This window comes from Paraburkholderia sp. RAU6.4a, assembly GCF_050435625.1.
Classification (GTDB): Bacteria; Pseudomonadota; Gammaproteobacteria; order Burkholderiales; family Burkholderiaceae; genus Paraburkholderia; species Paraburkholderia tuberum.
Window position 1 is genome coordinate 286,185 of sequence record NZ_JBNDKQ010000002.1, and the last position, 24,865, is coordinate 311,049.

Here is a 24,865-nt window from a genome sequence, read left to right on the forward strand (position 1 = left end):
ACGCACCCCGGAGCCCGCTGGAAGCCCGTTCCCGGGGTATAATCCCGGACTTCCTTTCCGCCTCACGTCGCCTGCATGCGCGGCTCCCCGGCATCAATGAGCGACGCAACGTCAAGTCCCATGGCCCACTTCTCGTGTTTCCCCGGCGCTTCGGCCCTCTCCGATTTCCGTCAAACCCGCCTGCTCGACACGCTCACGCGCATCGACCCGAATATCACCGGCGTGCGCGGGCAGTATCTGCACTTCGTCAATGCCCAGACCGAACTGTCCGCTGAAGACAGCGCGAAGATCGAGGCGCTGATGCACTACGGCAATCCGTTCGAAGAGGGCAAGGAGCGTGGCGCGGTCGAGACCTTCCTCGTCGTGCCGCGCTTTGGCACCGTGTCGCCGTGGGCCAGCAAGGCAACCGACATCGCGCATCTGTGCGGGCTCACGCGGGTGCGCCGCATCGAGCGCGGCGTCGAGTACTCGGTGACGCTGAAAAGCGGCCTGCTCGGCGGCAAGAAGACGCTGTCGGACGAAGCGCGCGCGGCCGTCGCTGCCGCGCTGCACGATCGCATGACCGAGAGCGTCGCGCCGTCGCGTGACCATGCGTTGCATCTGTTCGACGAATTGCCAGCCAAGCTTCTGCAAACCGTCGACGTGCTCGCGAGCGGCCGCGCCGCGCTCGAAACCGCCAACGCGGAACTGGGCCTCGCGCTCGCCGACGACGAAATCGATTACCTGGTCGACGCATTCACGAAGCTCGGCCGCAATCCGACCGACGTCGAGCTGATGATGTTCGCGCAGGCCAACAGCGAACACTGCCGCCACAAGATCTTCAACGCGGACTGGACGATCGACGGCGAGAAGCAGGACATGTCGCTGTTCAACATGATCCGCAACACCGAGAAGCTGAACCCGCAGGGCACGATCGTCGCGTATTCGGACAACTCGGCGATCATGGTCGGCGGCATGGCCGAGCGCTGGTTCCCGCGCACGCCGGCCGACCTCGGCGCGAGCGAATTGCCCGAGCACTATGGCCGCAGCGTCGAGCTCACGCACACGCTGATGAAGGTGGAAACGCACAATCATCCGACCGCGATCTCGCCGTTCCCGGGCGCCGCGACCGGCGCAGGTGGCGAAATCCGCGACGAAGGCGCGACCGGCCGCGGCGCGCGTCCGAAGGCGGGCCTCGCGGGCTTCACGGTATCGAACCTCGAACTGCCGGACGGCGTCGAGGCGTGGGAAAACGCCCGCGACACCGCTCAGCCGCTCGCGCAGCGCAATCCGGCCGACCAGCACGAAGCGTACGGCCGCCCGGACCGCATCGCCTCGCCGCTGCAGATCATGATCGACGGCCCGCTCGGCGCCGCCGCGTTCAACAACGAATTCGGCCGGCCGAACCTCGGCGGCTATTTCCGCACCTACGAGCAGAACGTCGCGGGTCTCGTGCGCGGCTATCACAAGCCGATCATGATCGCGGGCGGCATCGGCAATATCTCTGACCAGCACACGCACAAGCACGATCTGCCGGAAGGCTCGCTGCTGATCCAGATCGGCGGCCCGGGCATGCGCATCGGCATGGGCGGCGGCGCCGCGAGCTCGATGGCGACCGGCACCAACACCGCCGAGCTAGACTTCGACTCGGTGCAGCGCGGCAACCCGGAAATCGAGCGTCGCGCGCAGGAAGTGATCAACGCGTGCTGGCAACTCGGCGACAAGAACCCGATCCTCAGTATTCACGACGTTGGCGCGGGCGGTCTGTCGAACGCGTTCCCCGAAGTGGTGGACGGTGCGGGCAAGGGCGCACTGTTCGAACTGCGCAAGATCCAGCTCGAAGAAAGTGGTCTGTCGCCGCGCGAAATCTGGTCGAACGAAGCGCAGGAGCGCTACGTGCTGGCGATCGCGCCGGCGGATCTGCCGGTGTTCGAGGCGATGTGCAAGCGCGAGCGCTGCCCGTTCGCGGTGATCGGCACGGCCACCGCCGAGCGTCAGCTGAAGCTCATTGATTCCGAACTGCAGGAAGGCGCGCACCAGCCAGTCGATATGCCGATGGAAGTGCTGCTCGGCAAGGCGCCGCGTATGCACCGCGACGTAAAGCGTGCCGAGCGCAGGCTCGAACCGGTCGACGTGACCGGCCTCGCGCTGCAGGACGTCGCGCAGAGCGTGCTGCGTCATCCGACGGTCGCGAGCAAGTCGTTTCTGATCACGATCGGCGACCGCTCGGTCGGCGGCACGACCGCGCGCGATCAGATGGTCGGTCCGTGGCAGGTGCCGGTGGCCGACGTCGCGATCACGACAATGGATTACGCAGGCTTCAGCGGCGAAGCGATGACGATGTCCGAGCGCACGCCGCTCGCCGTCATCAACGCACCGGCCTCTGGCCGTATGGCAGTCGGCGAGGCGATCACCAACATCGCGGCGGCGCCGATCGCGTCGCTCGACAAACTCAAGCTGTCGGCCAACTGGATGGCCGCGTGCGGCGCGCCTGGCGAAGACGCCGCGCTCTATGACACGGTCAAGGCGATCGGTATGGAACTGTGCCCGGCGCTCGGTATCGGCATTCCGGTCGGCAAGGATTCGCTGTCGATGCGCACCCGCTGGGAAGAGAGCGGCGTCGCGAAGGAAGTGGTCGCGCCGGTGTCGCTGATCATCTCCGCGTTCGCGCCGGTTGAAGACGTCCGCAAGCATCTGACGCCGCAACTGCAGCGCGTGAGCGAAGTCGGCGAGTCGGTGCTGATCGCGATCGATCTCGGCCGCGGCAAGCAGCGTCTGGGCGGCAGCATTCTCGCGCAGGTCACGCAGCAGGTCGGCGACACGGTGCCGGACGTCGACGATCCGGAAGATCTGAAGCGCTTTTTCAACGCGATCCAGGCGCTCAATAGCGACGGCAAGCTGCTCGCGTACCACGACCGCTCGGACGGCGGCCTGTGGGCGACGGTTTGCGAAATGGCGTTCGCGGGTCACGCGGGCGTGTCGCTGAACGTCGACATGCTCGTGCTCGACGCGCATCACGAATCCGATTACGGCGACGCGAAGGACTGGGTGAAGCAGACCAGCGGCCGCCGCGACGACCGCACGCTGCGCGCGCTTTTCAACGAAGAGCTCGGCGCCGTCGTGCAAGTGCGCGCGGCCGATCGCGACGCGGTGCTCGCCGCGCTGCGCGAGCATGATCTGTCGGCGTGCTCGCACGTGATCGGCAAGACCAACGAGCGCGACGTGATCGAAATCTATCGCGACGCGAAGAAGCTCTACGAGGCGCCGCGTGCCGAACTGCATCGCACGTGGAGCGAAGTGAGCTGGCGCATCGCGCGTCTGCGCGACAACCCGGCGTGCGCCGACGCCGAATACGACGCGCTGCTCGACGCGGCCGACCCTGGCATCACGCCGGTGCTGAGCTTCGATCCGGCCGACGATGTCGCCGCCCCGTTCGTCCCCCAAGGGGACTTCCTTCGGGGCGTCCCCCAGGGGGACTTCCTTCGGGGCGTTGGCAAGGGCGCGCGTCCGCGCGTCGCGATCCTGCGCGAGCAGGGCGTGAACTCGCATCTGGAGACGGCCTATGCATTCGATCGCGCCGGCTTCGACGCGCACGACGTGCACATGAGCGACCTGCTCGCGGGCCGCGCGAACCTCGCCGATTTCGCGGGTGCGGTCGCGTGCGGCGGCTTCTCGTACGGCGATACGCTGGGCGCCGGCGAAGGCTGGGCCAAGACGATCCGCTTCAACGCGCAACTGGCCGACATGTTCGCCGCGTTCTTCAGTCGTGGCGACACGTTCGCGCTCGGCATCTGCAACGGCTGCCAGATGATGAGCAGCCTCGCGTCGATGATCCCCGGCGCCGAAGCATGGCCGAAGTTCACGCGCAACAAGTCGGAGCAGTTCGAGGCACGCTTCTCGCTCGTCGAGGTGCAGGCATCGCCGTCGCTCTTTTTCGCCGGCATGGAAGGCTCGCGCATTCCGGTCGCGGTCGCGCACGGCGAAGGCTTTGCGGACTTCTCGCAGCAGGGCGACAAGTCGAAGGTCGCGGTCGCGATGCGCTATGTCGATCACCGTGGTCAGGCGACCGAGCAGTATCCGTTCAACCCGAACGGTTCGCCCGAGGGCATCACGTCGGTCACGACGGCCGACGGCCGCTTCACGGTGCTGATGCCGCACATGGAGCGCGTGCATCGCGCGGTGCAGATGAGCTGGCATCCGCAGGGCTGGGGCGAGATCGGCACGGACGCGAGCCCGTGGCTGCGCGCGTTCCAGAACGCGCGTCGCTGGCTCGGTTGATGAGTCGAGGGGCTGCCGCCCGCGTGCGGCGGCTCCTGGTTGCGGCAGCCACGCACGCCGCCGCTGCAAATCTTGCAGCAACAAAAAAGCCGCCCACGGGCGGCTTTATCGCATTCAGGCTTCAGAGCCAGGCGGACTATCCGAAGACAATCTGCCCGCCGACCCTTACTGAATCTTCGCGTTCTTGCGCAGATTCTCTTCGAACGCCTGCAGCTTTTCCTGCTGGATCTGCTGCACGATCTGCGCGCGCACCTGCTCAAGCGGCGGCGGCGTGACGGCGCGGATGTCGTCGACACGGATGATGTGCCAGCCGAATTGCGTATGCACCGGCGTGTCGGTCATCTGGCCTTTCTGCAGATGCGTGGCCGCGTCTGCGAATTCAGGCACGTAGGCCTTCGGGTCCGACCAGTCGAGATCGCCGCCGTTCTTGCCCGATCCCGGGTCCTTCGAGTACTGCTTGGCCAGGGCCTCGAAGCTTGCGCCGGCCTTGATCTTCGCGATCAGGTCCTTCGCCTGTTGCTCGTTGTCGACGAGGATATGGTGCAGGTGATATTCCTTGCCGCCCGCATCCTTGACGAGCGCGTTGTAGCGCGCGGTGATTTCGGCGTCGGTCGGCTGATTGTTCTTTACGAAGTCTTCGATCAGCGCGCGCAGCACGACAGTTTGCTGCGCGACCGCGATTTGCGCCTTGACGTCCGGACGGTTCGGCAGCCCGCGACGCAGCGCTTCCTGCATCAGGATTTCGCGATTCACGAGCTCTTCGCGCACGGCCTGCTGCAGTTGCGGCGTGTCCTGCTGTCCCTGGTGAACCAGTTGCTGGATCAATGCATCGGCGCGCGACTTCGGAATCGGCGTGCCGTTCACCACGGCGATGTTCTGTGCGAATGCAGGTGCGGCCGCGAACGCAGCCAGCAATACCCAGTGGCGGGTTTTCTTCAAGGTCATCGAAAGGTTCCTAGCGGGGCAACAAAGCAAATTCTTCGGGCGTATACGCCGTGATGGCAAGGGCATGAATGCCGCGCTGCATGGCATCGGCCAGCGCATCATACACCATGCGATGCCGCGCCACGCGGGGCTTGCCGGCAAACGCGACGGCCACGATCGTGACACTGAAATGACCGCCGGCGGCGGCACCAGCGTGGCCCGCGTGCTGCGCGCTGTCGTCGGTGATGCGGATCGATTCGACGGGCGCGAGCGCGGCCGCGAGGCGCGCCTCGATCAGCGCGGCGCGCTCGGCGGTGGTGGCGTGCATGAACAGGTCGCTCATGTCATTCCTCCTTCATGTACTTCGACAGCCACAGGCTCTGCCCGACGATGAACACGAGCAGGCAGCCGGTCGCGCCGAACAGCTTGAAATTGACCCACTGATCGGTCGTGTAGTGATACGCGACGAACAGGTTCAGCAGACCGAGCAGCACGAAAAACGCCGCCCAGATCAGGTTCAGCTTGCCCCAGATCGCGTGCGGCAGCGTGATCTGCTTGCCCATCATCGCTTCGATCAGGTTCTTGTTGAAGCCGAGCTGCGACACGATCAGCGCGACGGAAAACGCCCAGTACAGCACGGTCGGCTTCCATTTGATAAAGGTGTCGTTGTGCAGCACGAGCGTCGCGCCGCCAAATACGACGACGACGCCGAGGCTCACCCACAGCATCGGGTCGACCTTGCGGTGGCGGAACGCCACCCACGCGATCTGCACCAGCGTGGCGACGATCGCCACTGCCGTCGCCGTGAAAATGCCCCAGATCTTGAAGGCGACGAAGAACAGGATGATCGGGAACAGATCGAACAGGAATTTCATTATCTGATCGGGAAGTCGGAGAGTGAGTCGAACGTTGAAGCGCGCCCGCCTGGCGTGCAAGGTGCGCGGTGCCCGCTGGCGAGCGGGACTGCCGCATTGGAAGGGCGCCGCGCGCACTTCCAATGCGGCGCCGAAGGCGGGCAGGGATGCTGCCGCGCCGCGTTACTTGGGCTCGAATTGTAACGCAGCTGAATTGATGCAGTAACGCAGACCGGTCGGCGCCGGTCCGTCCTCGAACACGTGGCCCAGATGCGCGCCGCAGTTCTTGCACTGCACCTCGATGCGCAGCATGCCGTGTGAGCGGTCGGTCTTCTCGGCGATCACCTCGCCGTTGATGGGGCGGAAATAGCTCGGCCAGCCGCAGCCGGCGTCGAACTTGGTGTCCGATTCGAACAGCGGCGCGCCGCAGCACACGCAGTCGTAGACGCCGCGTTCCCAGTGATCGTCGTAGCGGCCCGTGAACGGGCGCTCGGTGGCCGCATGGCGCGTCACCTGGTATTCCATGTCGGTCAGCTGCTTGCGCCACTCGGCGTCGCTTTTCTGTACGGCTGGGGCGTCATGCTTGAGATCGTCGGGGTTGCTCATGGTCGGGTTCCTGTCTCGGGTTTGTCTCGCGGGTTTGTGCTGGTTCGTGCCGGTATTTTCTGGAGGCACGGCCGTGGCGATTCAACCGCGCCGGCGCGTCATGACGAACAGCTCACTTCCAGTGAGTTCGCCCAGTCGGGCGGCAGGCCCGCATACGACGCGTATTCGGGCTGCTCGTCGAACGGGTGACGCAACACGGCCGCGAGCCGTTCCACCTCGGAGAAATCCTTCTCCTTCGCGCGTTGGATCGCCGTTTCCGCCAGATGGTTGCGAAGTACGAATTTGGGGTTCACGCGATTCATTGCAATGGCGCGCGCAACGTCGTCGCGTGACTCTTCGGCGAGCCGCGCGCGATAGTCGTTCGCCCATGCGTCGAAGGCGACGCGATCGAGGAACAGGTCGCGCACCGGCGTGTCGCCGCTCGCATCGTGTTTCGACAGGCGCGCGAGATTGCGGAACGTCAGCGTGAAATCGGCGCGGTTCGCGTGCATCACTTCGAACAGCCGGTTGACCAGCGCGTCGTCGCCGTCGCGCGCCTGTTCGAGGCCGAGCTTCGCGCGCATGCGGTTTTCGAGCGCCGGCGCGAAACGGTCCTTGAAGCCGGCGAGCACGTGCTGCGCATCTTCGACCGCCTTGTCGGCGCGCACGCTTTCGTCGTGCTTCTCGCCGAACAACGGCAGCAGTCCCTGCGCGAGGCAGAACAGGTTCCAGTACGCGATTTGCGGCTGCAGCCGGTAGGCGTAGCGGCCCTGCGTATCGGAGTGATTGCAGATATGGCCGGCATCGAAGCCATCCATGAAACCGAACGGGCCGTAGTCGATCGTCAGGCCCAGGATCGACATGTTGTCGGTATTCATCACGCCGTGACAGAAACCGACCGCCTGCCAGTCGACCATCAGATCCGCGGTGGAGCGCACCGCCTCGGCGAGCAGCGCCAGATACGGATCGTCGGCCTCCTTGCAATGCGGATAGAAGCGCTCGATGACGTGATCGGCGAGCGCGCGCAACGCGTCGACACGATCGTTCGCGTAGAAGTGCTCGAAGTGGCCGAAGCGCACGAAGCTCGGCGCGACGCGCGTGACCACCGCGGCGGTTTCGATCGTCTCGCGCCGCACCGGCTGGTCGGAGCCGATCACGGACAATGCGCGCGTGGTCGGAATGCCGAGATGATGCATCGCCTCCGAGCACAGATATTCGCGGATCGACGAGCGCAGCACCGCGCGGCCGTCGCCCATGCGCGAATAGGGCGTGCGGCCCGCGCCTTTGAGCTGCAGTTCGTTGCGCTCGCCGTCGTGTTCGAGCTCGCCCAGACCGAGCGCGCGGCCGTCGCCGAGCTGGCCGGCCCACACGCCGAACTGATGCCCCGAGTACACCGACGCATAAGGCAGCGTGTCGGCCGGCCAGTCGCGCGTCGCGTTGCCGCAGAACAGCTCGATAAAGCCCGGATCGCGCTCGATGCCCTCGGGCATCCCGAGCCGCGCGGCGGTCTCGGCCGAGAAGCCGACGAGATAGGGTGCGTCGAGCGGCGCGGCGGGCAGGCGCGTGAGGAACGTGCCGCCGAGCCGCGCGAACGCGTTGGCTGGGGGAGTGGCGAGTGTGTTGGAAAGATCCGTCAAAGCTGCGGATAGCCCTGCAAAGCTTGGGGAAAACGACATGTTGAGCGCCTCTGGATTAGCCGATATTGTAAGTCCGCGCCCGCGGCGCTGCTGGGCCGCCGCCTTCATCGTTCGAACCATGCTGCTGCGCTCGACGCCGCCACGATCTTGCGCCAACCCATCGACCCACTAACAAGCCGAGGAGACCCCGCCTTATGACGACGCCGCTGCTGGGCCAGATGATGGACGTGCCGCTCACCGTGTCATCGTTGCTCGCGCATGCCGCGCGGCATTTCGGCAGCACCGGGATCGTGTCGCGGCGCATCGAAGGCGACCTGCATCGCTACACCTATCGCGATTGCGAGCAGCGCGCGAAGCAGCTCGCGCAGGCGCTCATCGCGCTCGGTGTCGAACCGGGCGAACGCGTCGCGACGCTCGCGTGGAACGGCTACCGGCATCTCGAAGCGTATTACGGCACCACCGGGTTCGGCGCCGTGTGTCATACGATCAACCCGCGGCTTTTCCCCGACCAGATCGCCTACATCGTCAATCATGCCGACGACGCGTACGTGCTGTTCGACACGACGTTCGCCGCGCTGGTCGACACGCTCGCGCCGCAGTGCCCGCGCGTGCGCGGCTGGATCGCACTATGCGATGAAGCGCATCGGCCGCCGATGCAAACGTCGGTGCTGTGCTACGAAACGCTGATGGACGGGCTGGACGGCCGCTTCAACTGGCCCGCGCTCGACGAGCGCCAGGCGTCGTATCTCTGCTATACGTCGGGCACGACCGGCAATCCGAAAGGCGCGCTGTATAGCCATCGCTCGACGGTGCTGCACGCGTTCGGCGCGGCGTTGCCCGACGCAATGAACCTGTCGGCGCGCGACTCGGTGCTGCCCATCGTGCCGATGTTCCATGTCAACGCATGGGGCCTCGCGCACGCGGGGCCGCTGACCGGCGCGAAGCTCGTGTTCCCCGGCAAGGATCTCGACGGCAAGTCGCTGTACGAACTGATGGAGAGCGAACGCGTCACGTTCTCGGCCGGCGTGCCGACCGTGTGGCTCGGTCTGCTGAACCACCTGCGCGAAACGGGCGCGAGGTTTTCGTCGCTCGAGCGCACGGTGATCGGCGGTTCCGCCTGTCCGCCCGCGATGCTGCGGATACTCGAGGACGACTACGGCGTGCAGGTGATCCATGCATGGGGCATGACGGAGATGTCGCCGCTCGGTACCTTGTCGAAGCTGACCTGGGAGCAGAGCCAGCGGCCGCTCGCCGATCAGCGCAAACTGCTCGAAAAGCAGGGTCATGCGATCTACGGCGTCGACATGAAGATCGTCGGCGAGGATGGCCGCGAGCTGCCTTGGGATGGCGTCGCGTTCGGCGATCTGCACGTGCGCGGGCCGTGGGTCATCGACCGGTATTTCCGCAAGGAAGACTCGCCGCTCATCGACGGCTGGTTCCCAACCGGCGACGTCGCGACGATCGACCCCGACAGCTTCCTGCACATCACCGATCGCTCGAAGGACGTGATCAAGTCGGGCGGCGAATGGATCAGCTCGATCGACGTCGAGAACGTCGCGCTCGCGCATCCGGCGGTCGCGGAAGCCGCGTGCATCGCGTGCGCGCATCCGAAGTGGACCGAGCGCCCGTTGCTCGTCGTCGTCAAACGCGCGGGGCAAGACGTCACCCGCGACGAACTGCTCGCGCACTACGACGGCAAGGTCGCGAAATGGTGGATCCCCGACGACGTCGTGTTCGTCGACGACCTGCCGCACACGGCGACCGGCAAGCTGCAGAAGCTGAAGCTGCGCGATCTGTTCCGCGACCACGTGCTGCCGTCCGCGCTCGAAGACGGCCGCAGCTGTCCGCTGACCCCCGAGTCCCAGGGGAAACCCCACTCTGGAATAAATTGAACGTTCGTTCTTTTTTTGGTGTATCGTGCCTGCTGACCCGGAACCGTCGCTTGAAAAAGTCTGACCATAAGCAGGCTCGATGAACCGGACGGGCGGCGCATCATGCGCCGCCTCAATGCATGGATCGCACGGAGGCACGCAGATGGCAGTGGACTACATAACTCATGACGGCGTGGCCGTCCTCACGCTGAACAATCCGCCCGTCAATGGGCTCGGTCTGTCGACGCGCGCGGGTATCGTCGAAGGGCTCGAGCGCGCGCAGAACGATCCGGCCATCAAGGCCATCGTGCTGACGGGCGCGGGCAAGGCCTTTTCGGGCGGCGCCGACATCACCGAATTCAATACGCCGAAGGCGACCCAGGAGCCGACGCTCGCGACCGTCATCAAGGCCGTCGAAGGCAGCGCGAAGCCGGTCGTCGCGGCGATCCACAGCGTCGCGATGGGCGGCGGCCTCGAACTTGCCCTCGGCGCGCATTACCGCGTCGCCGCGGCCGGCGCGCAGATCGCGCTGCCCGAAGTGAAGCTCGGCATCCTGCCGGGCGCGGGCGGCACGCAGCGTCTGCCGCGCGCCATCGGTCTGGAAGCGTCGCTGAACATGATCGTGTCGGGCGCGCCGGTGCTCTCGGAAAAGCTCGCCGATTCGGGGCTGTTCGACGAAGTCGTCGCGAATCCCGCTGAACTGGCCGAAGCCGCGCTCGCGTTCGCGCGCAAGGTCGGCGCCGCGGCCGGCCCGCATCCGAAGGTGCGCGAGCGCAAGATCGAACATCCGAATGCGGCCGGTTTCATCCAGTTCGCGCGCAATAGCGTCGCGGCAATCGCGAAGAACTTCCCGGCGCCGCATAAATGCATCGACGCGGTCGAAGCCGGTGTGAAGGACGGCTTCGACAAGGGCCTCGCATTCGAGCGCGAATGCTTCATCGCGCTCGTGCAGACGCCGGAGAGCCGCGCGCTGCGTCACGCGTTCTTCGGTGAGCGGGCGGCGAGCAAGATTCCCGACGTGCCGGCAGATACTTCGGTGCGTGACATCGAGCGGGTGGCCGTGATCGGCGCCGGCACGATGGGCGGCGGCATCGCGATGAACTTCCTGAACGCGGGCATTCCGGTCACGCTGCTGGAAACGAAGCAGGAAGCGCTCGACCGCGGTCTCGCGACGATCCGCAAGAACTACGAGGCGACCGTCAGGAAAGGCAAGCTGAAGCCCGAGGTGATGGAACAGCGCCTCGCGCTGCTGAGCTCGACGCTCTCCTACGACGACCTGAAGCACGCCGACATGATCGTCGAAGCCGTGTTCGAAGAGCTGGGCGTGAAGGAGCAGGTGTTCCGCCGGCTCGATGAAGTCGCGAAGCCCGGTGCGATCCTCGCGTCGAACACGTCGACGCTCGACGTCGACAAGATCGCCGCGTTCACGAAACGTCCGCAGGATGTGGTCGGCATGCACTTCTTCAGCCCGGCCAACGTGATGAAGCTGCTCGAAGTCGTGCGTGGCAAGGAGACCGCAAAAGACGTGCTCGCCACCGTGATGAAGCTCGCGAAGAAGATCAGGAAGACCGCGGTGGTGTCGGGCGTGTGCGACGGCTTTATCGGCAACCGGATGATCGAGCAATACATTCGTCAGGCGCTCTTCTTGCTCGAAGAGGGCGCGTTGCCAGCGCAGGTAGACAAGGCCATCGAGAAGTTCGGCTTCGCGATGGGGCCGTTCCGCATGAGCGACCTCGCCGGCAACGACATCGGCTGGGCGATCCGCAAGCGCCGCTATCTCGAACACCCCGACATGCACTACTCGAAGATCGCCGACCGTCTGTGCGAGATGGGCCGCTTCGGCCAGAAGACCGGCGGCGGCTGGTACGACTACAAGGCGGGCGATCGCACCGCATACCCTTCGGGCGTGGTCAACGAAATGATCGGCGAGTACTCGAAGGAAACCCACTCTGAGCGCCGCAAGATCAGCGACGAGGAAATCGTCGAGCGTCTGGTGTTCGCGCTCGTCAACGAAGGCGCGAAGATTCTCGAGGAAGGCATCGCGTCGAAGGCGTCGGATATCGACATGGTCTATCTGACCGGCTACGGCTTCCCGTTGCATCGCGGCGGCCCGATGCTGTACGCGGACACGGTGGGGCTCTACAACGTCGAGCGCGCGATTCGCCGCTATGCGGCGTGGCCGAACGGCGACGCGTGGAAGCTCGCGCCGAGCATCGCGAAGCTCGCGGCCGAAGGTCGCGGGTTCAACGGCTGAGCGCGGCTGGCTTCAGCCCACGAATTGAGCGGTGCGGGTTCCCTCCGCATCGCTCGCGTCAAACGACAGAGGCGGCGCGGTGATGCGCTTATGAACGCACGGCAGTGAGCCGGCGCGCCACTTTTGACACTGCAATTGGAGACATGCATGACTGACGCCGTAATCGTATCCACCGCCCGCACGGGTCTCGCCAAATCGTGGCGCGGCGGTTTCAACATGACGCACGGCGCGACGCTCGGCGGCCACGTGACGCAGGCCGCGGTCGAGCGCGCGAAGCTCGATCCGGCGCGCGTCGAGGACGTGATCATGGGTTGCGCGAATCCGGAAGGCGCGACGGGCGGCAATATCGCGCGGCAGATCGCATTGCGCGCGGGCTTGCCGGTCAGCGTGCCGGGCATGACCGTGAACCGTTTCTGCTCGTCGGGATTGCAGACGATCGCGCTTGCGTCGCAACGCGTGATCGCCGGCGAGGGCGACGTGTACGTCGCGGGTGGCGTCGAGTCGATCTCGTGCGTGCAGAACGAGATGAACCGCCACATGATGACCGACGGCTGGCTCACCGAGCACAAGCCGGAAATCTACTGGTCGATGCTGCAGACCGCCGAGAACGTCGCGAAGCGCTACTCGATCTCGAAGGAACGCCAGGACGAATACGGCGTGCGCTCGCAGCAACGCGCGGCGGCCGCGCTCGAAGCCGGTAAATTCAAGGACGAAATCGTGCCGTTGACGGTGCTCGCCGGCGTCGCCGACAAGGCCAGCGGCCGTCTCTACACGAAGGAAGTGACAGTCAGCAGCGACGAAGGCATTCGCGCCGACACGACGCTCGAAGGCGTGTCGAAGATTCGCACCGCGCAGCCGGGCGGCGTGGTCACCGCGGGCAATGCGAGCCAGTTCTCGGACGGCGCATCCGCTTGCGTCGTGATGAACGCGACGCTGGCCGAACGCGAAGGGCTGCAGCCGCTCGGCATCTTCCGCGGCTTCGCGGTGGCCGGCTGCGAGCCCGACGAAATGGGCATCGGGCCGGTGTTCGCGGTGCCGAAGCTGTTGAAGAAGGCCGGCCTCAAGGTCGAGGACATCGGCCTGTGGGAGCTGAACGAAGCGTTCGCGGTGCAGGTGCTCTATTGCGCTGACCAGCTCGGCATTGCGCACGACCGCCTGAACGTGAACGGCGGCGCTATCGCGGTGGGCCATCCGTACGGCGTGTCGGGAGCGCGGCTCGTCGGCCATGCGCTGATCGAAGGCAAGCGGCGCGGCGTGAAGTTCGTCGTCGTGACGATGTGCATCGGCGGCGGGCAGGGCGCGGCGGGTTTGTTCGAAGTGGTTTGAGCGGGCGTGGGCCGGCGTCATTACCAGCCCGTGTCCGACGACGGCAGGCTCAGCGTCCCCTGATCGGTGAATCGCGTCGTACCGGTCACGCCACCCGCGAGCTTGCCGCGCAGAACGTACGGAACCTGTCCCGACTGCGCGGCGCCGGCTAGCGCAAAGGCTTGACGAACCGCGGCGAAAGCCGGCACGGTCAGCGGCACGGTGACGACGGTTTCACCGAAGCGCGGCACGGTGCCGCTCTGGTCGCTGACGCCGGAGGCGAACGGCTTGCCGTTCAGTTCCAGATCGAGCGACACGCCGTTGAAGCTGACCGCGGAGTCGTTGGGATTCTGCACGCGCAGCTTGACGTTGAAGCGCATCTCCATGCCCTGGCCAGCGATCGGCTCGATGCCCGCCACATTGACGCGCAACGGGTCGGCGCCGAACAGGCCCGCGCAGCCAGCGAGTGTCAGCGTGACAGCGACGCCGGCGGCGAACAGGCGCCACACCCGTGAGACCAGGCCCGGCAGCAGCGCGCGAAAGAATGACATGACCTGCACCTCGAACGAAGCGGGTTGGTCATGCATTGTAACGGGCCACGTGGCGCGCGCAGCGACGTTTCAGGCGGCGCGCCGCGCCACCGTGTGCGCATGACGCAAGCGAGACGCCGAGCGGCTTGCAGAACGAAACCGCGTGCGCTGTGTTCAGCGTGTGCAGGCAGCACGATGAACGCAGCGCGATCGGCCTGCGTCGCGCGGATCGACACGACGCCACGTTGCGAGGTCATGAACCGCTCGCCTTCGTGCAACGTGAGCGACGTGAGCGGGGCGTCGTTGCCGAGCCAGGCCAGCGAATGATCGCGGAAGACGAGTTGCAATGCACCTTCGACCGCGATGATCGAACTGCGGGCGCGCAAGTCGTGCAGGGCCATCTGACCGGCGGCAAGATGCGACGCCGCGGTGCAATCCAGTTCGGCACCGGGTAACAAGCGATCGTGGTATGGACGCACAGGCATGACCGATTCCTTTAAACCGTCTTCGTGTCACACAGCTTAGGGAATCCGTCCGGATGAAAACAGGCGCAGCTGTCGACAATCTGAACCGGTACAGTGGTGCGTTTCGTCACGCTGTATCGGTCCGAATCACGTCGATGTGTATCTGTTGCCGCGCGCGGACTATCCGCACCATCGGTTCATGAGCGAACCCCTCTTCACACCGCAAGGTCCCTCGACGGACCGGCCAGCCGAGCGCCAGCCGCTTTACCGGCAACTGGCCGACCAATACCGCCGCGCGATCGGCAACGGCGCGCTGCGCCCGGGCGACCGCATGCCGTCGATGCGCGCGTTCATGCAGCGCCACGGCGTGAGCCTCGCGACGGCGACCGAGAGCTATCGCGAACTGGAACGCGCCGCGCTGATCGACGCGCGGCCGCGCGCCGGCTATTTCGTGCGCGTGCCGCCGACGGCTGCGTTGCCCTGCGCCGCCGAGCCCGATCTCGCGATGCAGCCCGGCGCCGCCGCGCAGTTCGTCGGCATTCACTCGGAGATTTCGGCGCTCGTGTCGAAATTTCAGCGCTATCCGCACGCGCTGAATCTCGGCGGCGCGACCGCGTCGCCCGATCTCTATCCGACCGATGCGTTGCAAAAGGCCGCGGTGCGCGCGTTGCGTCGGCGGCCCACCTTGCTGACCGCCGTCGGGCCCGATCAGGGTGATCCGGCGTTGCGCGCGATCATCGCCCGGCGCGCACTCGAGGCCGGCAGCCAGATCGGCGCGGACGACATCATCATGACGCACGGCGGCGTCGAAGCGATGAACCTCGCGTTGCGCGCGGTGACGCAGCCGGGCGAAACGGTCGCGGTCGAATCGCCGTGCTTCTTCGGTTTGCTGCAGGCGCTCGAAAGTCTCGGCCTGCGCGCGCTCGAAATTCCGACCAGCCCGAGCACCGGCCTCGCGATCGAGGCGCTGGCGTTCGCGCTGCACACGCATCCCGACATCAAGGCGGTCGTGGTGGTGCCGAATCTGCAAAACCCGCTCGGCAGCGTGATGCCCGACGCGCACAAGGCGAGACTCGTCGAACTGTGCGCGCGCGCCGGCATCGCGCTGATCGAGGACGATCCCTACCGCGAGCTCGTCGATGCCGCGCCGCCGCCCCGCTCGCTGAAGGCGTGGGACACCGATGGCACCGTGATCCATTGCACATCGTTCAACAAGACGCTGGCGCCTGGCATGCGCGTCGGCTGGATCAACGGCGGCCGGTGGCATCCGCGCATCGGTATGCTGAAGTTCGCGCAGTCGCGCCACAACGAGCAGTTGTCGCAAGTCGTGCTCGCCGGGTTCCTGGAGACGAGCGCATACGAGCGCCATTTGCGGCGTTTGCGCGAGAGCTTGCAACTGCGGCGCGAGCGGATGGCCGCGGCGGTGGCGGCATCGTTTCCCGACGGCACGCGGTTCACGCCGCCGCGCGGCGGGATGTTTTTCTGGATCGAATTGCCGCGTCACGTATCGTCGTCGGCTTTATTCGACGCCGCGTTGCATGACGGTATTCGCATCATGCCGGGCACGGTATTTTCGAACGCCGGGCGTTTCGATCACTTCATTCGGCTCAGCTGTCCGAGTGCGGATCTGGATCTGACCGACGAAGCGGTGCGCAGACTCGGGCGCCTCGCGGCACGGATGGCAGCTCATGCGCCAACGCGATAGCGGGTATCATTTCCCGCCGTACGCTCGACACGCGCCGTCGGCTACGAAATCTGATATCTGAGCCATGACCGATCCATCCACCTCATCCAGAACGGGCCATGCATCGTTGCCCGAAAGTCCCTTCATCGACCGTCTCGGCGCACAGTTATTGTCGGCCGCCGACGGCGTCAGCGAAGTCGTGCTGCCGTTGCAACGCGATCATATGAACACGTGGGACGTCGCGCATGGCGGCGTCACGATGACGCTCGCCGACGTCGCGCTCGCGATGGCCGCGCGCAGTCTCGCCGGCGACGGCGTCGGCGTCGTCACCGTCGAGATGAAGGTCAACTTCATGCAGCCGGGACGCGGCGAGTTGCGCGCGACCGGCCGCGTGCTGCATCGCTCGACGACGATGGCCTATTGCGAAGGCGAGATCCGCGACAGCGAAGGCCACTTCGTCGCGAAAGCGCTCGGCACCTTCAAATACATGCGCCGCCTCGCGGTGGGCCGCGACGTCACGCGGCAGCGTCTGCGCAGCGACCCGGCGGCGAAGCCCGGTCCGAGCGACTGAGCACCCAACAACCCAAGGAGACGACCGCATGGCCCAGATCAATCGCCAATTGCTGCTGGTTTCGCGCCCCCAAGGCGAAGCCACGCCCGATAACTTCAAGCTCGTCGAAACGCCGCTCGCGCCGCTCGCCGACGGCGAAGTACGGGTGCGCAACCACTATCTGTCGCTCGATCCGTATATGCGCGGACGCATGAACGACAGCAAGTCATACGCGGCGCCGCAGCCGCTGAACGAAGTGATGATCGGCGGCACGGTCGGCGAGGTCGTCGAGACGAGGAATCCGAAGTTCGCGGTCGGCGACAAGGTCGTCGCGATGTTCGGCTGGCAGGAGTACGGCACCTCCAATGGCACGGGCATGCAGAAGGTCGACGACACGCATGTGCCGCTGTCGGCGTATCTCGGGCCGGTCGGCATGCCGGGCGTCACCGCATGGTACGGGCTGAACCGCATCATCGCGCCGAAGGCCGGCGAGACGGTGGTCGTCAGCGCGGCGAGCGGCGCGGTGGGCAGCGTGGTCGGTCAGCTCGCGAAGGCGGCGGGCGCGCGCGCGGTCGGCATCGCGGGCGGCGCGGACAAGTGCCGCTATGTGGTCGAGACGCTCGGCTTCGACGCGTGCGTCGACTACAAGGCCGGTAACCTGTACCAGGACCTGAAGGCCGTCACGCCCGACGGTGTCGACGGCTGCTTCGAGAACGTCGGCGGCGAGGTGCTCGACGCGACGCTCGCGCGCATGAACGCGTTCGGGCGCATCGCATTGTGCGGCTTCATCGCGGGCTATGACGGCCAGCCGCTGCCGCTCAAGCATCCGTCGCTGATGCTGACGCAGCGGCTGCTCGTGCAGGGCTTCATCGTCAGCGAACACATGGACGTGTGGCCCGAGGCGCTCAAGCAACTCGGCTCGCTCGTCGCGCAGAAGAAGCTGCACTATCGCGAGACGATCGCGCAAGGGCTCGAAGCCGCGCCCGAGGCATTCATCGGCTTGCTGAAGGGCCGTAACTTCGGCAAGCAACTGGTCAAGCTGATCTGAGCGCGACGTCATCGTGCAACGGCAAGCCGCCGCTCAACCAGGGAGTCACAGAATGTTCGAATTCGCGGGCAAGGTGGCGGTGATCACCGGCGCGGGCAGCGGCTTCGGCCGCGCGTTCGCGCACAAGGGCGCGGCGCTCGGCATGAAGCTCGTACTCGCGGACGTCAACGCCGACCAGCTCGCGCAAACCGTCGACGCCTTGCGCGAAACCGGCGCCGAGGCGATCGGCGTGCCGACCGACGTATCGAACGCCGCGCAGGTCGAGGCGCTCGCGCAGGCGGCGCTCGCCGCGTTCGGCAAGGTCCACGTGCTGTTCAACAACGCGGGCGTCGGCACCGGCGGCTTCCTGTGGGAAAGCTCGGCGAACGACTGGTCGTGGGTGTTCGGCGTCAACGTGATGGGTGTCGCGCACGGCGTGCGCGCGTTCGCGCCGATCATGCTCGCGCAGAAGGAGCCCGCGCATATCGTCAATACGGCGTCGGTGGCGGGGCTGCTGGCGCCGCCGGCAATGGGCATCTACAACGCGTCGAAGCATGCGGTGGTGGCGCTGACCGAGACGCTGTATCACGACCTGAAGCTCGCGCAGGCCGGCACGGGCGGCGAGGTCGGCTGTTCGCTGCTGTGTCCCGCCTTCGTGCCGACCGGCATCGCGGAGGCCGAGCGCGCGCGTCCCGACGAGTTGCGCAACGCGGACCGGCCGACGCGCTCGCAGATCGCGGCCGGCAAGCAGTTGCAGCGCGCGGTGCAGTCGGGCAAGCTCACGGCCGACGATGTCGCCGACATCGCGTTCGAGGCGATCGCCGCGCGGCGTTTCTATATCATCACGCATCCGGGCATCATGGCGACCGTGAAGCTGCGTCACGAGGATATCGAGCAGTTGCGCGAGCCGTCCGATCCGATGTCGCTGAAGCCTGAGGTGAAGAACGCGCAGTAGCGGCCGGCTGCGCGGCCGGTGCGCCGGCTTTTGTCAACCCTTGGCGCACTGCGCACCACGTTGCCGAAACCATGCCGCTGAATCCCACGATCGAGCAGGTGCTCGACATGATCGCGCGGGCCAAACGCCCGCAGTACCACCAGATGAGCGCGCAAGCGGCGCGCGCGTCGTACGAGAAAAGCGCGCCGATCCTCGAGATCGCGAGCGCGCCGATGTTCTCCGTCGAAGATCTGCGCGTGCCGACGCGCGACGGCGCGACGATCCGCGCGCGCTTCTACTTCCCGGTCGAGCCGGGCTGGGCCGAGCCGCTGCCGGCCTTCGTGTACTACCACGGCGGCGGCTTTACGGTCGGCAGCGTCGATACGCACGATGCGCTGTGCCGGATGTTCGCGCGCGACGGCCAGTGCGCGGTGCTGTCGGTCGATTACCGGCTCGCGCCCGAGCACAAGTTTCCGACCGCTGTCGACGACGCCTTCGACGCCCTCAGCTGGCTACACGCGCACGCGGCCGAATTCGGCATCGACGGCACGCGGCTCGCGGTGGGCGGCGATAGCGCGGGCGGCACGCTCGCGACGGTTTGCGCGGTGCTCGCGCGCGACGCCGGCCTCGCGCTCGCGCTGCAATTGCTGATTTATCCGGGCACGACCGGCCATCAGCAGACCGACTCGCACTCGCGCCTCGCCGACGGCTTCCTGCTGTCGGGCGACACGATCCAGTGGTTCTTCGAGCACTACGTGCGAGATAGCGGCGATCGCGACGACTGGCGTTTCGCGCCGCTCGACGGCGAGCGCGGTGCGCCGGATTTTCGCGGCGTCGCGCCCGCGTGGATCGCGACCGCCGAATACGATCCGCTCAGCGACGAGGGCGATGCGTATGCGGAGAAACTCCGTGCGCTCGGCAATCCGGTCACGCTCAAACGCTACGCCGGCATGATCCACGAGTTCTTCAAGATGGGCGGCTTCGTGCCCGAAGTCGCGCAGGCGCATGCGGACGCCGCGGCGGCGTTGCGCGCGGCATTCGGCATCGGGTGAGGGCGGTGATCGCGAAGCGATGAGCGGCCGGCAGCGAATGCGCCGGCCAGGCGGTGCTCAAACGATCACGCCACGCTCATCCGGTCGCGCTCGACATTGAACGCGAAGCTGCGTTCGAAATCGCCGGGCCGCACGATTCGGTGCGAGCCGTTGTCGTCGCTGCGCTCGGCGACCGCGACGCCGATCACGTCGCCATAGGCGGCGACGCGCAGCGCGGTGGTGCTGCGCGTGCCATAGTCCGGCGATTCGATGAACGCCGCCGACAGCACGCGTTCGCGTTCGAGCGGAATACCGGTCGACGGCAATTCGTCGTCGCGCGCGAGCCGCGGATCGCGCATCAGATCGATCAGGCGTTCGAGCGGCGGCATCGGATCGCGCGCGAGCAGCGCGCCGAGCTCGCCGCGCTTTTTGACCAGCTTCGGCCACGCGGTATCGAGCACCGCGTTCGAGATGCCGTGCGTGCCCGGCGCGAGCAGCGCGGGGCCGCTGTTTGCGTCGACGGCGCCGCGATTGCAGTACCACGCGAGCTCGCGACGCGTCCAGTCGCCGACCAGCAGATTGAAGCCGTTGTAGATGTCGCCGGATTGCGCGACGTGCCGCAGATACGCGAGCGGCGTCTCGTGCGGATTGCCGTCGGCGTCGCGCGCGGCGCTCGTGAGCCAGTCGCTGACGAGCGTGCCGCGGGTCGGCGCATCGGCGCGCATTTCGCCCGGCGCGCGGTAATTGGTCAGCGCGGCGAAGCGGCCGTCGCGCGACAAGCCGAGCCACGTGCCGCCGCCCACGAGGTCGCGGCCCCCCAGCACCTCCGGCGCGTCGCGCCACCAGCCGATCGGCTCGGCCGTGCGGCGGAAGAACTCGTCGCGATTCGCGGCGAGCGTGAACAGCGGACCATCGAGCGCATCAGGTCGCCAGTCGAAAACGATCAGGCACATCGGGGAGCATCTCCCGTTCAGAGCATGGGGCGGCCGCCTGATGCAGCGACGCAGGCGGCAAACGAAAGCGGCAAAAAACAGACGAGAATAAAGCAGTCAATAAAAAACGGCGCCCGATTGCGCCGCTTTTTACCCTCTCCAACGATCAGACTTCGGCAGGCAGCCCGTAAGGCAGCGTCAGGAAGCGCAGCGCGGGGCCGTCGGCCGCGCCGACATGTACGCTGCCGCTGTCGAGCGCCGTGAGCTTGGTCTCGACCAGCAGATCGACGCCGCCGCCTTGCGCCGATGCCGCGTTGACGATCATCCCGCACGGCTGGCCCGGATCGTCCGAGTGGAACAGCTCGGTGCCGGGCCGCACCGTGTCCAGCTCGCCGGCGACGTTGGCGAGCGACGTGCGCCGCTTGATCGTGCCGCGATACTGGCTGCGCGCGACCACTTCCTGACCCGGATAGCAGCCCTTGCGGAAATTGACCGCGCCGAGCACGTCGAAGTTGACCATTTGCGGCACGAACTGCTCGACGACCGGCTGCGTGATGCGCGGCTCGCCCGCGCGGATGTCGAGCCAGTCCCACACGGCCGGCGACACGCGCTTTAGCCTGCCGTCGAGCGACGGCAGCAGCGCTTCGATCTGCGCTTTCGGGCCGATCCACAGATAGCGCAGGCGCGCCAACGCATCAGGCACGCGGATCAGCGTGCCCGCTGTGCCGTCGACCTGCACGTGCACACCGTCGGGCAGCGCGTCGAACACGCCGGACAGCGCGCCGCGCACGTCGCCCGCGAGGCCGACCACCGCGAGCTCGCCGCTCGCGTCGGCGAGCTTGGCCTTGGCGCGCAGCACGAACATCGACAACCGCTTTTGCACCGCGGCCTGCACGTCTTTCGATACCAGCAGGCGGATCGTATCGCCGCTGCGCCAGCTGAGGAGCGACGCGAGCAGCCGGCCCTTGGCCGAGCAGTAGCCGCAGAGGCGCGCGTTCGCGGCGTCGAGATGCTGGACGTCGTTGGTCAACTGGGCGTGCAGGAAGCTCGCCGCGTCGTCGCCGGTCGTGTCGATCACGCCGAACTGCGGCAGCGGCATGTACGCGCCATGCTCGAGCACGGCGGTGAATTCTTCGGCCGACGGGCGCGGCAGGATGGGCAGGGCGGCGGGCGCCGCCGCGGCGGGAGTGAGACCGGAAGCGTTACCTGAGGCGTTCACGAGCGGTGTGTTCATGGATTCCGGGAACAGTCAATTCTGACTTTGGCTAAGGCAAACAGTCATTATATTCAGTCCAGCCCTGTCGCGTTTCGCAAGTCCCTGGCGAATGAAGGCTTTCCGAGAGCCTGGCGCAGCAGGGGATTGCACGTTATCACCCTCCGGCTGTGCCCATGTTGTGACCATGTTGGGGTGTTCTGCCAGAGGGTCCGGCGCAAGATGGGCGGGCACCCGACGTGCCGGATCTGCTGTCCGCTGCCGCGGTCACAGACGAGCCGCCGCCGGGGTGGCTGCGGCGGGGCCACTGAGTAAGGCGGACGAGCCACCGTCATTCCGTGGGCGGCTTGGCCGGTGCCCAGTCCATCGGCTGCTCAGTCGTGATTTTCAGCCGTTCGCGCAATTCGGGATGCGCGATTGCCTGAATCAGAATCGCCATTCCTCCAAGCTTCCGAGCGTCTTCGTCTGTCACTGGCAACATTGAATTTTCCGGAGCATCCGGTGGGATAGTGATTGCCAGCGCTCGATCAATCGCCGCTTGCACGTGAACCCGTGAAACTGTGCACATCTTTAACTGCTGAGTATCGGCGTCATAAAAAATGACGCTAGCCCGATCCGGTTTAGTCATCTCAATATCCCCTGCATGCCTGGAATTTATCGAATGCTCGCTGTGTGCAGAGCGCATAGGTGCGTGGATCTTGATACATTGCTCGGGCCACCTGACACTGCTCCATGTCTGAATGGTAGTCCGCGAAACACTCAGCCTCATCCATCTCGGAACGGGGCGTGGAGTCTCCCAATTGCCGCAGCTCGTGCTCGGGTCTTTCGCGGCGGCGTGCAGGTCGCCCTTGAACCGTCGTTTGAAACTGTCAATAACGGTCAAAAGCGGCAGGAGCCGAAAAGGCGTTTGGTCGGGAATTGTCGAACCTTTGAAACTCTGACCTATGTTGCGACAGCGTACGACTCGAGTAGCATCAGACCGACGCCAGCGGATTTCATATTGTTTTTTCCGGCCGTGACCATCTGGTGCCCGCATCTATACAATACAGGTCGCAAAAGGCCGAAAGGGCTGCAATACGGCACAGTCTCAATGTTGACCGACGCAAGACTTTCCCGTTAAAAATCAGTTCGTTGCCATCTAAACGCTAATTCTTTCCTGTCGTGTCCCTTCTGAAGAAATGTTTCGTCGCCGGCGCGCTCGTCGTTGTGCTGGCCGCGGCGGCCATCGCCGCTGGATACTACTGGGCCACCCGCCCACTCGAATTGACCCCGGCGCAACTCGACGTCACCGTCAAGCCGCACAGCAGCCTGCGCAGCGTCGCGCTGCAGCTCAATCGCGGCGGCGTGCCGGTCGAGCCCGAGCTGTTCATCGCGATGACGCGGTTGCTCGGGCTGCAAAGCGAGCTGAAGTCCGGCAATTACGAGTTCAAGAGCGGCATCACGCCCTACGAGGTGCTGCAGAAAATCGCGCGCGGCGACGTCAACGAATATGTGGCGACGGTCATCGAAGGCTGGACCTTCAAACATATGCGCGCTGAACTCGACGCCAATCCCGCGCTGAAGCACGACACGCTCGGCATGAGCGACGCCGATCTGATGAGCGCAATCGGCGCGCCCGAGGCGTCGATCGGCAACGGCGAAGGGCTGTTTTTCCCGGATACCTACCTGTTCGACAAGGGCACCAGCGACCTCGACATCTATCGCCGCGCTTACCGTCTGATGCGCGTGCGTCTCGACGAGGCGTGGCTCTCGCGCGCGCCGAACCTGCCGTACAAGTCCCCGTACGACGCGCTGACGATGGCGTCGATCGTCGAAAAGGAAACCGGCAAGGCGTCCGACCGGGCGCTCGTCGCCGCGGTGTTCGCCAACCGTCTGCGCGCCGGCATGCCGCTACAGACCGACCCGACCGTGATCTACGGAATGGGCGACAGCTACGCCGGCCACATCAGGAAGAAAGACCTGCAGACCGACACTCCATACAATACCTACACGCGGATGGGCCTACCGCCGACGCCAATCTCGCTGCCGAGCGTCGCGTCGCTGCAGGCGGCGATGAACCCGGCGCAAAGCAACGCGCTGTACTTCGTGTCGCGCGGCGACGGCAGCAGCATCTTTTCTGACACCCTCGGCGAACACAACAAGGCCGTGGACAAATACATTCGAGGGCAATGATGGCGCGCGGCAAATTCATTACGTTTGAAGGCATCGACGGCGCGGGCAAGACCACCCATCTGGGCTGGTTCCGCGAACGGCTCGAGGCGAAGCTCGCGCCGAGCGGCCGCTCGGTCGTGATGACACGCGAGCCGGGCGGCACGCCGCTCGGTGAGCAGATCCGCGATATCGTGCTGCATCAGAAGATGGATCTCGAAACCGAGGCGCTGTTGATGTTCGCGCTGCGCCGTCAGCATCTGGCCGAGGTGATCGAGCCGGCGCTCGCGCGCGGCGACTGGGTGCTGTCCGACCGTTTTACCGATGCCACTTTCGCCTACCAGGGCGGCGGCCGCGGCTTGCCGCGCGACAAGCTGGAGACGCTCGAGCGCTGGGTGCAGGGCGGTTTCCAGCCGGATTTGACCGTGCTGTTCGATTTGCCGCCCGCCGTCGCCAACGAGCGGCGCAGCGCGGTGCGCAATCCGGATCGTTTCGAGAGCGAGTCGGCGGCGTTTTTCGAGCGCACGCGCGCCGAATACATGCGCCGCGCCGAAGAAGCGCCATATCGGTTCGCTATCATCGACTCTTCGCAGAGCATCGTTCGAATTCAGAAGCAGCTTGAGGAGTTGATTGCAACCCTCTGATTCGAAATAGATATAACTGCT

General features: G+C 65.8%; 21 protein-coding genes. 12 read left to right on the forward strand and 9 right to left on the reverse strand.

Annotation, left to right across the window (positions count from 1 at the left end; translation table 11 throughout):
* Positions 1-120 precede the first annotated feature (120 nt).
* Positions 121-4,257, forward strand: a complete 4,137-nt coding sequence (gene purL / locus OKW40_RS06095) for a phosphoribosylformylglycinamidine synthase (protein ID WP_429488731.1) — start codon at positions 121-123, stop codon at positions 4,255-4,257.
* A 165-nt stretch (positions 4,258-4,422) separates the two neighbouring features.
* Here the strand turns inward: purL and OKW40_RS06100 are convergent, their stop codons facing one another.
* The 5 genes from OKW40_RS06100 to OKW40_RS06120 all read right to left on the reverse strand — a co-directional run bounded on the left by OKW40_RS06100 (position 4,423) and on the right by OKW40_RS06120 (position 8,296).
* A complete protein-coding gene (locus tag OKW40_RS06100; RefSeq protein WP_184065044.1) occupies positions 4,423-5,202 on the reverse strand; it encodes a peptidylprolyl isomerase in 780 nt (259 codons plus the stop codon).
* A gap of 10 nt (positions 5,203-5,212) precedes the next feature.
* The gene (locus OKW40_RS06105; protein ID WP_013089413.1) at positions 5,213-5,524 is read right to left on the reverse strand and encodes a BolA family protein; all 312 of its coding nucleotides are present in this window, start codon (positions 5,522-5,524) and stop codon (positions 5,213-5,215) included.
* A 1-nt stretch (position 5,525) separates the two neighbouring features.
* Positions 5,526-6,056 (reverse strand): septation protein A, encoded by a 531-nt coding sequence (locus OKW40_RS06110; protein WP_090804756.1) that lies wholly within the window; start codon positions 6,054-6,056, stop codon positions 5,526-5,528.
* A gap of 162 nt (positions 6,057-6,218) precedes the next feature.
* On the reverse strand, positions 6,219-6,641 hold the full coding sequence (gene msrB / locus OKW40_RS06115; protein ID WP_090804758.1) for a peptide-methionine (R)-S-oxide reductase MsrB: 423 nt from the start codon (positions 6,639-6,641) through the stop codon (positions 6,219-6,221).
* A 98-nt stretch (positions 6,642-6,739) separates the two neighbouring features.
* A complete protein-coding gene (locus OKW40_RS06120; RefSeq protein WP_429488732.1) occupies positions 6,740-8,296 on the reverse strand; it encodes a protein adenylyltransferase SelO in 1,557 nt (518 codons plus the stop codon).
* 155 nt (positions 8,297-8,451) lie between these two features.
* Here OKW40_RS06120 and OKW40_RS06125 point away from each other — a divergent pair, with 155 nt between their 5' ends.
* The 3 genes from OKW40_RS06125 (at position 8,452) to OKW40_RS06135 (ending at position 13,708) form a co-directional block, all read left to right on the forward strand.
* Complete coding sequence (locus OKW40_RS06125) at positions 8,452-10,149, forward strand: 3-(methylthio)propionyl-CoA ligase (RefSeq protein ID WP_429488734.1); 1,698 nt, start codon at positions 8,452-8,454, stop codon at positions 10,147-10,149.
* Positions 10,150-10,291: 142 nt separating this feature from the next.
* Complete coding sequence (locus OKW40_RS06130; protein ID WP_429488736.1) at positions 10,292-12,382, forward strand: 3-hydroxyacyl-CoA dehydrogenase NAD-binding domain-containing protein; 2,091 nt, start codon at positions 10,292-10,294, stop codon at positions 12,380-12,382.
* Between the two features lie 147 nt (positions 12,383-12,529).
* Entirely contained in the window at positions 12,530-13,708 is a 1,179-nt protein-coding gene (locus tag OKW40_RS06135; RefSeq protein WP_429336422.1) for an acetyl-CoA C-acyltransferase, read from the forward strand.
* 20 nt (positions 13,709-13,728) lie between these two features.
* On the opposite strand, the gene OKW40_RS06140 is transcribed toward OKW40_RS06135, so the two are convergent.
* On the reverse strand, positions 13,729-14,238 hold the full coding sequence (locus OKW40_RS06140; protein WP_429488738.1) for an LEA type 2 family protein: 510 nt from the start codon (positions 14,236-14,238) through the stop codon (positions 13,729-13,731).
* 125 nt (positions 14,239-14,363) lie between these two features.
* Between OKW40_RS06140 and OKW40_RS06145 the strand changes: the two genes are divergently transcribed.
* The 6 genes from OKW40_RS06145 (at position 14,364) to OKW40_RS06170 (ending at position 19,928) form a co-directional block, all read left to right on the forward strand.
* Entirely contained in the window at positions 14,364-14,672 is a 309-nt protein-coding gene (locus OKW40_RS06145; protein ID WP_429488740.1) for a hypothetical protein, read from the forward strand.
* A gap of 208 nt (positions 14,673-14,880) precedes the next feature.
* On the forward strand, positions 14,881-16,386 hold the full coding sequence (locus OKW40_RS06150; protein WP_429488742.1) for a PLP-dependent aminotransferase family protein: 1,506 nt from the start codon (positions 14,881-14,883) through the stop codon (positions 16,384-16,386).
* 64 nt (positions 16,387-16,450) lie between these two features.
* Positions 16,451-16,936: a PaaI family thioesterase gene (locus OKW40_RS06155; RefSeq protein WP_026225390.1), complete on the forward strand. Its 486-nt coding sequence runs from the start codon at positions 16,451-16,453 to the stop codon at positions 16,934-16,936.
* Positions 16,937-16,964: 28 nt separating this feature from the next.
* Positions 16,965-17,963, forward strand: a complete 999-nt coding sequence (locus OKW40_RS06160; protein WP_429488744.1) for an NADP-dependent oxidoreductase — start codon at positions 16,965-16,967, stop codon at positions 17,961-17,963.
* A gap of 52 nt (positions 17,964-18,015) precedes the next feature.
* Complete coding sequence (locus OKW40_RS06165) at positions 18,016-18,897, forward strand: SDR family oxidoreductase (RefSeq protein ID WP_429355509.1); 882 nt, start codon at positions 18,016-18,018, stop codon at positions 18,895-18,897.
* A gap of 71 nt (positions 18,898-18,968) precedes the next feature.
* On the forward strand, positions 18,969-19,928 hold the full coding sequence (locus OKW40_RS06170) for an alpha/beta hydrolase (protein WP_184063535.1): 960 nt from the start codon (positions 18,969-18,971) through the stop codon (positions 19,926-19,928).
* Between the two features lie 65 nt (positions 19,929-19,993).
* On the opposite strand, the gene OKW40_RS06175 is transcribed toward OKW40_RS06170, so the two are convergent.
* From OKW40_RS06175 to OKW40_RS06185, 3 genes are all read right to left on the reverse strand, one after another.
* Positions 19,994-20,860 (reverse strand): NRDE family protein, encoded by an 867-nt coding sequence (locus OKW40_RS06175; RefSeq protein WP_429488745.1) that lies wholly within the window; start codon positions 20,858-20,860, stop codon positions 19,994-19,996.
* Positions 20,861-21,005: 145 nt separating this feature from the next.
* Positions 21,006-22,073 (reverse strand): YgfZ/GcvT domain-containing protein, encoded by a 1,068-nt coding sequence (locus tag OKW40_RS06180; RefSeq protein ID WP_429488746.1) that lies wholly within the window; start codon positions 22,071-22,073, stop codon positions 21,006-21,008.
* Positions 22,074-22,383: 310 nt separating this feature from the next.
* Positions 22,384-22,680, reverse strand: a complete 297-nt coding sequence (locus tag OKW40_RS06185) for a hypothetical protein (RefSeq protein ID WP_090804775.1) — start codon at positions 22,678-22,680, stop codon at positions 22,384-22,386.
* A 533-nt stretch (positions 22,681-23,213) separates the two neighbouring features.
* Here OKW40_RS06185 and mltG point away from each other — a divergent pair.
* Entirely contained in the window at positions 23,214-24,224 is a 1,011-nt protein-coding gene (mltG, locus tag OKW40_RS06190) for an endolytic transglycosylase MltG (RefSeq protein WP_184063529.1), read from the forward strand.
* Positions 24,224-24,844 carry a dTMP kinase gene (tmk, locus tag OKW40_RS06195; protein ID WP_090804781.1) on the forward strand — a complete coding sequence of 207 codons (621 nt, stop codon included), beginning with the start codon at positions 24,224-24,226 and terminating at the stop codon, positions 24,842-24,844. The genes mltG and tmk overlap by 1 nt, the downstream gene beginning before the upstream one ends.
* Positions 24,845-24,865 lie beyond the last annotated feature (21 nt).

Bases quoted from the DNA above. Each gene is read 5' to 3' on its own strand.
- purL (WP_429488731.1), top strand. From the start codon at position 121: ATGGCCCACTTCTCGTGTTTCCCCGGCGCTTCGGCCCTCTCCGATTTC.
- OKW40_RS06100 (WP_184065044.1), bottom strand. From the start codon at position 5,202: ATGACCTTGAAGAAAACCCGCCACTGGGTATTGCTGGCTGCGTTCGCG.
- OKW40_RS06105 (WP_013089413.1), bottom strand. From the start codon at position 5,524: ATGAGCGACCTGTTCATGCACGCCACCACCGCCGAGCGCGCCGCGCTG.
- OKW40_RS06110 (WP_090804756.1), bottom strand. From the start codon at position 6,056: ATGAAATTCCTGTTCGATCTGTTCCCGATCATCCTGTTCTTCGTCGCC.
- msrB (WP_090804758.1), bottom strand. From the start codon at position 6,641: ATGAGCAACCCCGACGATCTCAAGCATGACGCCCCAGCCGTACAGAAA.
- OKW40_RS06120 (WP_429488732.1), bottom strand. From the start codon at position 8,296: ATGTCGTTTTCCCCAAGCTTTGCAGGGCTATCCGCAGCTTTGACGGAT.
- OKW40_RS06125 (WP_429488734.1), top strand. From the start codon at position 8,452: ATGACGACGCCGCTGCTGGGCCAGATGATGGACGTGCCGCTCACCGTG.
- OKW40_RS06130 (WP_429488736.1), top strand. From the start codon at position 10,292: ATGGCAGTGGACTACATAACTCATGACGGCGTGGCCGTCCTCACGCTG.
- OKW40_RS06135 (WP_429336422.1), top strand. From the start codon at position 12,530: ATGACTGACGCCGTAATCGTATCCACCGCCCGCACGGGTCTCGCCAAA.
- OKW40_RS06140 (WP_429488738.1), bottom strand. From the start codon at position 14,238: ATGTCATTCTTTCGCGCGCTGCTGCCGGGCCTGGTCTCACGGGTGTGG.
- OKW40_RS06150 (WP_429488742.1), top strand. From the start codon at position 14,881: ATGAGCGAACCCCTCTTCACACCGCAAGGTCCCTCGACGGACCGGCCA.
- OKW40_RS06155 (WP_026225390.1), top strand. From the start codon at position 16,451: ATGACCGATCCATCCACCTCATCCAGAACGGGCCATGCATCGTTGCCC.
- OKW40_RS06160 (WP_429488744.1), top strand. From the start codon at position 16,965: ATGGCCCAGATCAATCGCCAATTGCTGCTGGTTTCGCGCCCCCAAGGC.
- OKW40_RS06165 (WP_429355509.1), top strand. From the start codon at position 18,016: ATGTTCGAATTCGCGGGCAAGGTGGCGGTGATCACCGGCGCGGGCAGC.
- OKW40_RS06170 (WP_184063535.1), top strand. From the start codon at position 18,969: ATGCCGCTGAATCCCACGATCGAGCAGGTGCTCGACATGATCGCGCGG.
- OKW40_RS06175 (WP_429488745.1), bottom strand. From the start codon at position 20,860: ATGTGCCTGATCGTTTTCGACTGGCGACCTGATGCGCTCGATGGTCCG.
- OKW40_RS06180 (WP_429488746.1), bottom strand. From the start codon at position 22,073: ATGAACACACCGCTCGTGAACGCCTCAGGTAACGCTTCCGGTCTCACT.
- OKW40_RS06185 (WP_090804775.1), bottom strand. From the start codon at position 22,680: ATGACTAAACCGGATCGGGCTAGCGTCATTTTTTATGACGCCGATACT.
- tmk (WP_090804781.1), top strand. From the start codon at position 24,224: ATGGCGCGCGGCAAATTCATTACGTTTGAAGGCATCGACGGCGCGGGC.